Origin of the sequence: Burkholderia territorii, assembly GCF_902833055.1 — a bacterium.
Taxonomy (GTDB): domain Bacteria; phylum Pseudomonadota; class Gammaproteobacteria; order Burkholderiales; family Burkholderiaceae; genus Burkholderia; species Burkholderia territorii.
Map to the genome: position 1 here is coordinate 376,580 of NZ_CADFEJ010000004.1, position 11,709 is coordinate 388,288.

13 protein-coding genes are annotated in these 11,709 nt (G+C 68.5%); 2 read left to right on the forward strand and 11 right to left on the reverse strand.

Annotation, left to right across the window (positions count from 1 at the left end; translation table 11 throughout):
- Nucleotides 1–53 precede the first annotated feature (53 nt).
- Nucleotides 54–896, reverse strand: coding sequence for a glycosyltransferase family 2 protein (locus HW466_RS11585; RefSeq protein ID WP_059547038.1), 843 nt, complete (start codon nucleotides 894–896; stop codon nucleotides 54–56).
- 145 nt (nucleotides 897–1,041) lie between these two features.
- Nucleotides 1,042–1,794, reverse strand: a complete 753-nt coding sequence (locus tag HW466_RS11590) for a glycosyltransferase family 2 protein (protein WP_060118706.1) — start codon at nucleotides 1,792–1,794, stop codon at nucleotides 1,042–1,044.
- 223 nt (nucleotides 1,795–2,017) lie between these two features.
- Here HW466_RS11590 and msbA point away from each other — a divergent pair, with 223 nt between their 5' ends.
- Together msbA and HW466_RS11600 are read left to right on the forward strand one after the other, a co-directional pair.
- Nucleotides 2,018–3,769 carry a lipid A export permease/ATP-binding protein MsbA gene (gene msbA, locus HW466_RS11595; RefSeq protein ID WP_059448685.1) on the forward strand — a complete coding sequence of 584 codons (1,752 nt, stop codon included), beginning with the start codon at nucleotides 2,018–2,020 and terminating at the stop codon, nucleotides 3,767–3,769.
- Between the two features lie 91 nt (nucleotides 3,770–3,860).
- The gene (locus HW466_RS11600) at nucleotides 3,861–4,253 is read left to right on the forward strand and encodes an RcnB family protein (protein WP_059502665.1); all 393 of its coding nucleotides are present in this window, start codon (nucleotides 3,861–3,863) and stop codon (nucleotides 4,251–4,253) included.
- A gap of 58 nt (nucleotides 4,254–4,311) precedes the next feature.
- On the opposite strand, the gene HW466_RS11605 is transcribed toward HW466_RS11600, so the two are convergent.
- From HW466_RS11605 to HW466_RS11645, 9 genes are all read right to left on the reverse strand, one after another.
- Nucleotides 4,312–4,890 carry an FUSC family protein gene (locus tag HW466_RS11605; RefSeq protein WP_059448687.1) on the reverse strand — a complete coding sequence of 193 codons (579 nt, stop codon included), beginning with the start codon at nucleotides 4,888–4,890 and terminating at the stop codon, nucleotides 4,312–4,314.
- A 32-nt stretch (nucleotides 4,891–4,922) separates the two neighbouring features.
- Nucleotides 4,923–6,182, reverse strand: a complete 1,260-nt coding sequence (locus HW466_RS11610) for an MFS transporter (protein ID WP_059448688.1) — start codon at nucleotides 6,180–6,182, stop codon at nucleotides 4,923–4,925.
- Complete coding sequence (locus tag HW466_RS11615; RefSeq protein ID WP_059547028.1) at nucleotides 6,179–7,144, reverse strand: PRC-barrel domain containing protein; 966 nt, start codon at nucleotides 7,142–7,144, stop codon at nucleotides 6,179–6,181. The genes HW466_RS11610 and HW466_RS11615 overlap by 4 nt, the downstream gene beginning before the upstream one ends.
- 260 nt (nucleotides 7,145–7,404) lie before the next feature.
- On the reverse strand, nucleotides 7,405–7,740 hold the full coding sequence (locus HW466_RS11620; protein ID WP_059791557.1) for a YggL 50S ribosome-binding family protein: 336 nt from the start codon (nucleotides 7,738–7,740) through the stop codon (nucleotides 7,405–7,407).
- 121 nt (nucleotides 7,741–7,861) lie between these two features.
- A complete protein-coding gene (rng, locus tag HW466_RS11625) occupies nucleotides 7,862–9,331 on the reverse strand; it encodes a ribonuclease G (protein WP_059448692.1) in 1,470 nt (489 codons plus the stop codon).
- An 8-nt stretch (nucleotides 9,332–9,339) separates the two neighbouring features.
- On the reverse strand, nucleotides 9,340–9,972 hold the full coding sequence (locus HW466_RS11630) for a Maf family protein (protein ID WP_059448693.1): 633 nt from the start codon (nucleotides 9,970–9,972) through the stop codon (nucleotides 9,340–9,342).
- A gap of 51 nt (nucleotides 9,973–10,023) precedes the next feature.
- Nucleotides 10,024–10,494, reverse strand: a complete 471-nt coding sequence (gene rlmH / locus HW466_RS11635) for a 23S rRNA (pseudouridine(1915)-N(3))-methyltransferase RlmH (RefSeq protein ID WP_151006047.1) — start codon at nucleotides 10,492–10,494, stop codon at nucleotides 10,024–10,026.
- A gap of 19 nt (nucleotides 10,495–10,513) precedes the next feature.
- On the reverse strand, nucleotides 10,514–10,960 hold the full coding sequence (gene rsfS, locus HW466_RS11640; protein WP_059502656.1) for a ribosome silencing factor: 447 nt from the start codon (nucleotides 10,958–10,960) through the stop codon (nucleotides 10,514–10,516).
- 4 nt (nucleotides 10,961–10,964) lie between these two features.
- The gene (locus HW466_RS11645) at nucleotides 10,965–11,702 is read right to left on the reverse strand and encodes a nicotinate-nucleotide adenylyltransferase (RefSeq protein WP_147956467.1); all 738 of its coding nucleotides are present in this window, start codon (nucleotides 11,700–11,702) and stop codon (nucleotides 10,965–10,967) included.
- Between the last annotated feature and the right edge of the window lie 7 nt (nucleotides 11,703–11,709).

The window sequence follows — 11,709 nt, forward strand, 5'->3', positions numbered from 1 at the left end:
GCGCGCAGTATACGCGAAGCCGCGCGCGTTTCCGTGCCGTTTTCGGGGTCCGATCAGCTGAAGGCGCGCTTGAGCCGGGAGCGCAGCAGCGCGCGCTTCAGGCGCCCTTCGACGGCCGGCGTGTCGAGCACGAGTCGCGAGCCCGCCGGCTCGCCGCGATGCAGGTAATAGCGGTCGAACGTGGCCTGCGTCATGCCCCATTTGTTGAGGAACTGACGGCGGCCGTCGTTCTTGACGATCTTGCCCGTGCTCTTCTGCTGGAAGTGATAGACGAGGCTGTCGCCCACACCGAGGAAGATCCGGCAGCCGGCGTCCCAGAATTTCATCGAGAAGTCGTTGTCGCTGCTCATTCCCGGCGACAGCTCGCTGCTGTAGCCGCCGATGCGGTTCCACCAGTCGCGGTGCACGAGCGTCGGCGGCCAGGTCGAGCCGAGCCAGTCCGCGCGCGCGAGCCGCGGCGTGGCCGCGACTAGGCCGGCCGCATCGAACTGTTCGGCGTCGCGGCCGAAATTGCTGACCACGACGCACGGGTTGCGCGTGTCGACCGGCTCGACCATCGTGCCGGACAGCATGAACAGGTCGGTCGGCATCTGCTCGATGCGCCGCACGAGCGCCGCGTCCCAGCCGGGGCAGCAGTACATGTCGTCGTTCATGTAGACGACGTAGTCGCGCGTCGCGCGCGCGGCGGCCAGGTTCACCGCGTGGCAGATGCCGATGTTGGCCGGCGACGCGGTGTGCTCGATGCCTTCGCTGCGCACCCAGTCGAGCGTGCCGTCAGAGCCGTCGTTCACGTGTACGATGATCTGATGGTCGTACGCCGAATGACGGCGCAGGCTGTCGACGACGAGCTTGAGGTACGGCAGGTTGTTCCAGGTCGGGATGATGATGGAGAACATGGCGGTCGGATTCGGTGGTCGTCGTGTCGGCGGCGCGTGGCGCGGCGCCGCACTCGGGCGCGCATGGCGCGCGGGCAGCCCGGCATTGTAACGCCGGGCCGGCCGCATGCCGGCGGCGTCTGGGTCGGGGCAGGGCGGCGCGCGCTCAGCGAGCCGGCTCGTGGCCGAGCTTCAGGAACCGGTAGTACACCGTTTCCGCGTTGAATACGGCGATCATGAAGCCCGCGCGACCGTCGAGAAACCCGCGCCGCAGCAGGTAGGTCCGCACGAATGCCCATGCGCCGCGCGCGAGTGCCTTGCCGAAGCCGCCGCGCTGGCCGGCCGCGCGGCGCTGGCGCGCACCGGCCGTCGAATACGCGTCGAGCTTGCGCACGACGGTCTCGAAATCCTCGTAGGAATAGTGCATCAGCTTGCCCGGCAGCCGCTGCGCGGGCGTGTCGAATACCAGGCGTTCGTGCACCAGGTCGTCGGAGAAGCGGGCCGCGCCGCGCCGGAACAGGCGCGGCACCCAGTCCGGATACCAGCCGCTATGGTGGATCCACTGGCCGCAGAAGCTCGACAGCCGGTCGAGCGCATAGACTTGCGCGGCTGGCGCGCGAATGGCCTCGCGGATCGACTGCGCGAGCTCCGGGCTGACCACCTCGTCGGTGTCGAGCGACAGGATCCAGTCGGTGTCGAGGGCAGCGAGCGCGCGGTTCTTCTGCGGGCCGAAGCCCGGCCAGTCGCGCTCGACGATCACGCGGGCGCCGTGCGCGCGGGCGATCGCGACGGTATCGTCGGTGCTACCGCCGTCGATCACGACGATGTCGTCGGCGAAGGTCAGCGCGTCGAGGCACTGCGCGAGCCGCGCGGCCGCGTTGAGGGCGATGAGGGCGACGCCGAGGGTGGGTTCTGCCATGAAATCGTCGAAAAGGCGGAGAAAACGGTGAGCGGCAGTATACCCGCGCGCCGGCCGGCGGCCGCTTCGGCGACGGCCATGCCGGCGGAGGCGGTACAGCTATAATGTTGGGCCTTTTTCGGCACCCGCCGGACGGGATGAATTCCGGGCAGTCACGCCCCGGGCGCCGCGTCGCGGCTCAAGAAGGATTGCCTTGGAAACCCAGAACACTCTTCGCAAACCGATGGACGGCACCGGTACGTCGCCGCTCACGGTCCTCAAGCGCCTGTGGCCGTACATCCGGCCGCTCATCGGCATCGTGCTGCTCGCCGTGATGACGATGGGTGTCGTCGCGGCCACGGAAGCCGGGATCCCGGCACTGCTCAAGCCGCTGCTCGACCACGGCTTCGGCTCGCACGGCAGCGATCGCGCCAAATGGTACGTGCCGATCGCGGTGATCGGGCTCGCGCTGGTGCGCGGCGTGTCGCAGTACACGTCCAACTACCTGCTCAACTACGTGTCGAACCGCATCCTGCTGCAACTGCGGCTCGAGATGTTCCAGCGGATGATCCATACGGGCGCATCGTTCTTCCAGCGCGAAACCGCGAGCACCGTGATCAACGCGATCGTGTTCGAGGTCAACCAGATCCTGTCGGTGCTGACCGGCGTGATGGTCACGCTCGTGCGCGACTCGCTGACCGTGGTGTTCCTGCTCGGCTACCTGTTCTACCTGAACTGGCGGCTCACGCTGATCGTCGCGGTGATCCTGCCGGGCATCGGCTGGCTCGTCAGCAAGATCAACCGCCGCCTGCGCCGCCTGAACCGCGAGCACCAGACGCTCACCAACGAGCTGTCGTACATCGTCGAGGAGACGGTCGGCGGCTACAAGGTCGTGAAGGTGCACAACGGCGAAGCGTACGAGATGGATCGCTTCACGACGATGAGCAAGCGCCTGCGCGGCTACGCGATGCGCATGACGATCTCGGGCGGGCTCGCGCAGCCGCTGACGCAGTTCCTCGCGTCGATCGCGCTCGCGGTCGTGATCACGATCGCGGTCGTGCAGTCGTCCAACGACCAGACGACGGTCGGCGGTTTCGTCGCGTTCGTCACGTCGATGCTGCTGGTCATTTCGCCGCTCAAGCACCTGATCGACGTCAACCAGCCGCTGCAGCGCGGGATGACGGCCGCCGAGCTGATCTTCGGGCTCATCGACGAGCCGGCCGAGCCGCAAGGCGGCGGCCGCGCGCTGCCGCATGCCCGCGGCGAAATCGAATTCCGGGACGTGTCGTTCGACTACGGTGCCTCCGAGCGGCCGACGCTCGACCGCATTTCGTTCAAGGTCGCGCCGGGCGAGATGATCGCGCTCGCGGGGCCGTCGGGCAGCGGCAAGACGACGCTCGTCAACCTTCTGCCGCGCTTCTTCGATCCGACGGGCGGCGCGATCCTGGTCGACGGCGTACCGGTAGCCGACTACGACATCCACGCGCTGCGCGGCCAGATGGCGATGGTCAGCCAGGACGTCGTGCTGTTCAACGACACGATCGCCGCCAACGTCGCGTACGGGCAGACGCCCGATCGCGCACGCGTGCAGGCGGCGCTCGAGGCCGCGAACCTCGCCGACGCGGTTGCCGCGATGCCCGACGGGCTCGACACGCTCGTCGGCGGCAACGGGATGCGTCTGTCGGGCGGCCAGCGGCAGCGGCTCGCGATCGCGCGCGCGATCTACAAGGACGCGCCGATCCTGATCCTCGACGAGGCGACCTCGGCGCTCGATTCGGAATCCGAACGCCACGTGCAGGCCGCGCTCGAACGGTTGATGGAAGGGCGCACGACGCTCGTGATCGCGCACCGGCTGTCGACGATCGAGCGCGCGGACCGGATCCTCGTGCTCGAAGCCGGCAAGATCGTCGAGACGGGCAGCCACGACGAGCTGCTGCGCCATGGCGGGCTGTACGCGCACCTTCACCGGATCCAGTACCAGCAGCAGGCGGCGTGACGCCGGATCGCCCGCGCCGTGTGCTAGTCTTGCTCGCGCAGGTCCGGTTTCGTTGTTTCCGGTTCGACGTGACGACACGGAGGGAAGGGCAATGAAGAAGATGCACGGCATCATGCTGGCAGCGCTGGTTGCTGCGGGTTTTGCAGCGCCGGCCGCGATGGCGCAGGATCACGACAACTACGACAAGCACGGAGACCACGGCGGCCCGGGCATGCGGCACGGCCACGGCCCGAAGCACATGCCGCCGGGCCAGGCGATGCATCGCGAGGACGACGTGCCGCCGCGCTGGGCCGATCAGCCGCGTCGCGAGTGGCACAAGGGCGACCGTCTCCCGGACGAATTCCGCGATCGCCAGTACGTGGTCGACGACTGGCGCGGCTACCGCCTGAGCCCGCCGCCGCGCGGCTATCACTGGGTTGGCGTCGGCGGCGATTACCTGCTCGTGCAGATCGGCTCGGGCATCGTGCTGCGGGTCGGTCCGTAACGCCTGCCGCCTATCGTCGATTCATCCGGCTGCCGGGGCGTGCGTTCCGGCAGCCGCGTCATTTCTCCTTCCGCTCGTCCGCCGCGCGGCGGAACCAACGCCGCTCGATCCGCGACATCGCCCAGCACACGGCCAGCGCGCAGACCGTGCCCAACGCCACTTGCCCGAGCCGCATCAGCGGAATGTCCCATAGCGGGCCGTTGCCCGGAAACAGCAGCACGATCGTCGCGGTCACGCCGCCAAGCCGCGCCGCGCTGCCGACGTTCAGGCACCAGCAACTGACGATCGTGACCGCGACCGCGATCGCATAGGCGAAGAGGCGGTCGCCGCCGAGCGCGGCACCGGCGAAGCCGACCAGCCCGCCGATCATCGCGCCGATGAACTGGTCGCGCGACAGCGACATCGTGTCCGAGTAGTTGTGCTGCGTGACGGCGATGGCGGTGACCGCCGCCCACACGGCCTGCTCGGTGTGCAGCGCGCGGCCGATCGCGTACGCGAGGCACGCGCCGCAGACGGCTTGCAACGCCATCAGCGCGCCTTGCGTGAGCCGCTCGCCGAAGGTCAGCCCCTTGAACAGATCGAAGATCGACTGCTGGATCTGCTGGCGGGCTTCGTTGAGTGTCCTGATCGTATCCATCGTGTCGGCCGGGAAGCGGGGGCGAGCGTGTGTCAGTGTGCCTGTTCCGACGGTGTCGCGGCCGGCTCGCCGGCGGTCGCATCGCCGTTCTCGACGCGCGTTTCCGGCATCGCGAGCCAGACCAGCAGCACCGCGAGCGCGCCGGCGGCGGCGAGCCCGAAGAAGCTGACCGCGTTACCGAAGTGATCGGCGACAAAGCCGGCCACGGCCGTGCTGAGCGTCGCGCCGATGCCGGCCGCGAGACCGAACAACCCGATGCACAGGTTGTAGCGGCCCTTGCCGCCCGCGACGTCGGCCGCGATCAGCGGCAGCATCACGCCGAACACCGCCGCGCTGATGCCGTCGAGCATCTGCACCGGCACGAGCAGGTACGGGCTGCTCACGCCGGCGAACAGCAGCGCACGCACCGGCAGCGCCGAGAAGCCGAGCAGCAGGATCGGCCGGCGCCCCCAGCGCTGCGCGGAGCGGCCGACCCACGGCGACAGCATCGCGACGATCGCCTGCGGCACGATGATGCACGCGGCGATCACGAGCTGCACGTTCTCGCCCATGCCGGCCGTCACTTCGCCGGCCGCGAGGTTGAGCATCGCGGCGTTCGACAGGTGGAACAGCACGACGCATGCCGCGAAGATCAGCATCCGGCGATCGCGCAGCAGCTCGAGCAGCGTCTCGCGTTCCTCGCCTTCGTCGTGCGCGTCGGGTTTCGACGCATGCGGGATCACTTCGTGTGTCGGCTGGATCATCGCGAGCGCGAACAGCGCGGGCAACGCCAGCACCGCGGTCAGCCAGAACACCGCGCGCGCGGAGAAATACTCGCCGGTGAGTCCCATCAGGCCAGCCGCGATCGCGCTGCCGATCGATGCCCAGCGCGCGTTGCGGCCGAGCCGGTCGCCGAGATCGGCGCGGCCGACCAGCGAGAACGAGATCGCGGCCATCGCGGGCACGAGCATGCAGCTCGCGAAGCCGTGGAACACTTCGGCCGCGATCACCGGCACGATCGTCGGGCTCGACGCGAGCAGCACCGCGGACAGGATGATGGCCGCGATCGCCCACGCGGCCGCGCCTTTCTTGTTCTTCAGCGCATCGACTGCGGCGCCGCCCGGCACCTGGCTGACCATCGCGCTGATCGTGCCGATCGACAGCACCATGCCGATCTCGCCCTGCGTCCACTTGTGCGATGCGAGGTAGGACGCGATGAACGGACCGAAACCGGTTTGAACGTTTGCAACGAAAAAGTTGAGCCAGTCGAGGGCCCGGAGACTGCGAACGCTGACGGAATGCTTGATCGTCATCGGGCGGCACTCGCAGGCGAAGCCGGCGCGGCGGCGACAGCCGGCGGCGAAACCACGACGATCGGCTTGTCGGCCACGTACGGCGGCGCCGCCTTGATCTGCGCGTCGTTCAGGTCGAGTTGCGGACGCAGCGCCTTGTCGCGCGTGACGAAGCGCAGCGCGCCCCAGCTCGCGGCGATCGAGCGGCGGTCGGTGTTGACGAGCCCGCCGAGGTCGAGCACGACGGCCTGCGGTTGCGCGCCGCGGTCGATCAGCACGTCGACGACCCGGCCGATCTTCGTGCCGTTCGGGCGTTCGACGTCGCTGTCGAGCAGCGTCAGTCGCGTCGCGGGCGACGCCGCGGCCGAGCCCGACAGCGGCACGGCCTTGGGCCGGGCGGCCGGCGGCAGGTCGCCCGACGGGACGTCGAGCACGATCGGCTCCTGTTTGCCGCCCGGCGTGAAGCGGAACACGTTCCACGGGAAGACGACCTTGCGGTCGCCGACACCCATGAAGCCCTGCAGGTTGACGATCATCTCGCGCGGTTTGCCGCTTGCGTCGGTGACCATGTCGACCGCGCGGCCGATCACCTTGCCGTTGCGGCGCGCGACTTCGCTGTCGAGCAGCGCATGGATCTGCGAGCGCTCGAGCGGGCGTGTCGCGATGAGCGGCGGCGGGGGCGGCGGAGGCGGCGTCGGCGATTCGGGGCGCTGCACCGGCTTCGGCTTCGTCACTTCACGGTGCGGCTTCTTCGGCGCTTCCGGTTCCTCCGGCTGGACGAGCGGCGGCACGGGCGGCATCGTCAGCGGTTCGCCGGCGGTTTCCTCGACGGGTTCGACGAGCGCCTCGCTGATCGGCGCGGGCGGATTCTGCGTTGGCAGCAGCCCGCAGCCGGACAGCAGCGCGGCGGCCGAGAGAGCCAGCAAGACCGTCGAGGACGGGAACGACATGCGGGGTGCGGGAAACGGAGGTCCGCCGCTCATTGATACTCACTCCATGGGTCGGGGCCGCGCGCAGGCGCGCGGCTGGCGATGGATGGCGGGTGCGGGCGGCGCACCGCGCGAGGTGAGAGTTTAACGTGTCTTCCTTTCAGGACCGATTTCTGCGGAGGATTGGGCGCGCGATGGCGGGGAAATGGCGGGGATCGAGCGCCGAAAGTGCGTTGGCGAGGGCGCCAAAGAACACGGCGCCCGACCGTCGACGACGGAGCGGGCGCCGCATGAGGCGCGGAGCAACCGGAACGTCAGGCTTCCGGATACCACGCGTCGCTGAATTCGCTGACCTGGACGTCGGTCAGCTCCGGACGCGCGGCCAGCCATGCGCGCACGTTCTCGCGGTCGGCATCGGTCGTCGTGCCGCGCGGCGCGCCGGAGATCACGTAAGCGCCGATTCCTTCGTCGGCGGACGCGACGGTCAACAGCCCGTTGGCTTCGACGAAATCGATGAATGCATCGATCAACTGGCCGCGTTCGAGATCGGACAGCTCGTTGCGGTATTGCGCGGTCGCGTTGAACGCGAGTTCCTGGAACTCGGCGATGTGCAGTTTCTTGCGCTGGCGGCGGTTGTGGCGTTTGCTCATGGTGTGGGATGAACGAGAAGAGGAAAGAGACAGCGGCAGCGCGCGCGTCTGCGACATGCGCGAGCGGCCGGTGCCGCGTTGGATCGCCGCGCGGCAGAGCGTGCGGCGGGCAGACGGAACGTCACATCAGCACGATATCGTACTGCTCCTGGCTCAGGTTCGACTCGACCTGCAGCGATACCGGCTTGCCGATGAAGTCGATCAGCATCGCGAGATGCTGCGACTCCTCGTCGAGGAACAGATCGATCACCTGTTGCGCCGCGATCACGCGGAATTCGCGCGGGTTGAACTGGCGCGACTCGCGCAGGATTTCGCGCAGGATGTCGTAGCACACGGTGCGCGACGTCTTCACCTGGCCCTTGCCCTGGCAAGTGGGGCAAGGCTCGCACAGCACGTGCGCGAGCGATTCGCGCGTGCGCTTGCGCGTCATCTCGACGAGCCCGAGCTGCGAGAAGCCGTTGACCGTCACGCGCGTGCGATCGCGCGACAGCGCCTTCTTCAGCTCCGACAGCACCGCGTCGCGATGCTCGGCGTTCTCCATGTCGATGAAGTCGATGATGATGATCCCGCCGAGGTTGCGCAGCCGCAGTTGCCGCGCGATCGTATGTGCGGCCTCGAGATTGGTCTTGAAGATCGTGTCGTCGAAGTTGCGCGCGCCGACGTAGCCGCCGGTGTTCACGTCGATCGTCGTCATCGCCTCGGTCTGGTCGATCATCAGATAGCCGCCCGACTTCAGGTCGACACGGCGCGACAGCGCGCGCTGGATCTCCGTCTCGATGTTGTACAGGTCGAACAGCGGCCGCTCGCCGGTGTAGTGGTGCAGCTTCGGGCTCACCGCCGGCGTGAACTCGCCCGCGAATTCCGCGAGGCGCTGGTAGGTTTCGCGCGAATCGACCTGGATGCGTGTCGTGTCGTCGTTCGCGAAATCGCGCAGCACGCGCTGCGCGAGATCGAGATCCTGGTACAGCAGGCTCGTCGCGGGCAGCCGCTGCGCCTGGGCGACGATCGTCGCCCACGTCTTGCGCAGATACGTGACGTCGGCCGCCAGTTCGTCGGATGTCGCGTCCTCGGCGATCGTGCGCACGATGTAGCCGCCTTTCTCGTCCGGCGGAATCACGGCGGTCAGCCGTGCGCGCACGGCCTCGCGCTCGGCCTCGCTCTCGATCTTCTGCGAGATGCCGATGTGCGGCTCCTGCGGCAGGTACACGAGCGTGCGGCCCGCGATGCTGACCTGCGTCGACAGTCGCGCTCCCTTCGTGCCGATCGGATCCTTGATCACCTGGACCATCAGCGTCTGGCCTTCGAACACGGTCTTCTCGATCGGCTGATGCGGCGCGCCCGACTGCGGCTCGCCCGCGAGGCGCGGATGCCAGATGTCCGCGACATGCAGGAATGCCGCGCGCTCGAGGCCGATGTCGATGAACGCCGACTGCATGCCGGGCAGCACGCGCACGACCTTGCCGAGGTAGATGTTGCCGACACGCCCGCGCGACAGCGTGCGCTCGACATGAAGCTCCTGCACCGCGCCTTGCTGCACGAGTGCGACCCGCGTTTCCTGCGGCGTGAGGTTGATCAGGATTTCTTCGTTCATGGTGGCATTCAGAAGTCGACGCGCGCGGCGCGCAGCAGTGCCGCGGTCTCAAAAAGGGGCAGACCCATGATACCCGAATGGGAGCCTTCGATTCGCTCGATGAATTCGGCCGCGCGCCCCTGGATCGCGTAGGCGCCGGCCTTGCCGAACGGTTCGCGGGTGTCGACGTAACGTTCGAACGCCTCGCGCGGCGCGGCCGCGAAGCGCACCGACGAGCGCGACAGCGCGGGCGGCAGCAGTTCGCCGTCGGCGCCGATCACCGCGACGGCGGTGAGCACTTCGTGTTCGCGGCCCGCGAGGCGGGTCAGCATCGCGAGCGCGTCGCCGGCGTCGGCCGGCTTGCCGAGGATCGCGCCGTCGATCGTCACGGTGGTGTCCGCAACCAGCACCGGCGCCGCCGGCTTGCCGCTCGCGACGAGACGCGCACGCGCGGCCTCCGCCTTCGCGACGGTCACGCGTTGCACATACGCATCGGCGGCTTCGCCGGGCAATTCGGCTTCGAGCGCCTCGGCATCTTCGTCGGGGCGCGGCAGCAGCAATTCGAAGCGCACGCCGATCTGCTGCAGCAGTTCTTGCCGGCGCGGGCTTTGCGAAGCGAGGTAAAGGGTCGGGAAAAGGGCGGCAGGCGTGCTGGACGGCATGGTGTCGTTATCTCGTTGAGCGCGCGCGGCGCGCGTCCCGAGGACGACGCGTCATGCGCGGTGATAAGGGTGATTCTGCGTGATGCTCCACGCCCGGTAAAGCTGTTCGGCGAGCAGCACGCGCACCATCCCGTGCGGCAGCGTCATGCTCGAGATGCGCAGCAGCAGGTCGGCGCGCGTCTTGAGTTCCGGATCGAGTCCGTCGGCGCCGCCGATCACGAACGCGACGTCACGGCCGTCCTGCTGCCAGCCGGGCAGCGCCTGCGCGAGCTGCATGGTGGTCCAGTCGCGGCCGCGCTCGTCGAGCGCGACGATGCGCGCGCCCTTCGGCAGCGCGGCCTCGATCTTCTGCCGCTCGGCCGCCATCACGCTTTCCGCGCTGCGGCCGCCCGAACGCAGTTCGGGCTTGATCTCGCGCAGCTCGATGCGCAGCTCGGGCGGCATCCGCTTCGTGTATTCGTCGAAGCCGGACGCGATCCAGCCGGGCATCTTGTGGCCGACCGCGAGGATGAAAAGCTTCATCGGGACGACTCGCTGCGGCTCAGCGGCGGCGGGCCGCCGTCTTGCGCGCAGCGCGTGCGGGCGCTTCTTCCTCGTCGTCCTCGTCTTCGCCGGCCGTCGCGACGCCGTTCGCGCCCTTGCCGCCGCCGAGCTTCATCCGCACGGGCTTGTCGCCCCAGATTTCCTCGAGGTTGTAGTACTGGCGCAGGGCCGGTTGCAGGATGTGCACGATTGCGTCGCCGCAGTCGACCAGCACCCATTCGCCCGTGTCTTCGCCTTCGGAGCTGACGATGTCGCCGCCGGCTTCCTTGACCTTGTCGCGCACGCTCGACGCGAGCGCCTTGGTCTGCCGGTTCGACGTGCCCGACGCGACGATCACGCGGTCGAACAGTTCGGTCAGGTGGCTGGTGTTGAACACCTTGATGTCTTGCGCCTTGATGTCTTCGAGAGCGTCGACGATCACGCGCTGCAGTTTGCGGATATCCATGGAATCAGGAATGGTAGAGACGATGTTGAAGAATATAGGCCCAGACGGCGGCCGGCACATGCTCGGCCAACGCATCGGGCATTTGCGCGTGACGCGCGATGCATTCGCGCAGGTGCGCACGGATGTCGGTTGCGGCGATATCGAACGCCAGCGTCGTGTCGATCAGCAAGTGGCCGGCCGGCGTCGCCTTCAGCACGTCGGCGCCGGCCTGACGCCGTGCGATTTCGCGTGCGACGTCGGGCGACGCCGCGCCGAGGTCGAATCCCGGGCGCGTCGCCGCGCAGACGTGCGCGTAGTCGAACAGCCGGCGCCAGTCGCGCCACGTGTCGAGCCGCACCAGCTGGTCGGCGCCGATCAGCAGCGACAGCGACGCCTCGGGGCCGATCCGCTCGCGCCAGCGCGCAAGCGTCTCGACGGTATAGGTCGGCCCCGCGTGCTCGATCTCGTCGGTGGCGACGGTGACCGTCACGCCGGGCAGCGACAGCGAACCGGCAGCGGCGCGCGTCATCGCGAGCCGATGCTCGGCGGCCGACACATCGCGCTTCTGGTACGGCTGTCCGGCGGGCAGCAGTGCGAGCTCGGTCAGGCCGAGCACGTCGGCGAACCGGCGCGCGAGCGCGAGGTGGCCGTCGTGGATCGGATCGAACGTGCCGCCCAGCAGGCCGATGCGACGTAACGGCGGGTGCGGCTGCGGGGCGGGGCGGGCGGTGGTGTCCAGAAAAACGTCCTGTTCTTGGGGCAGCGGGACG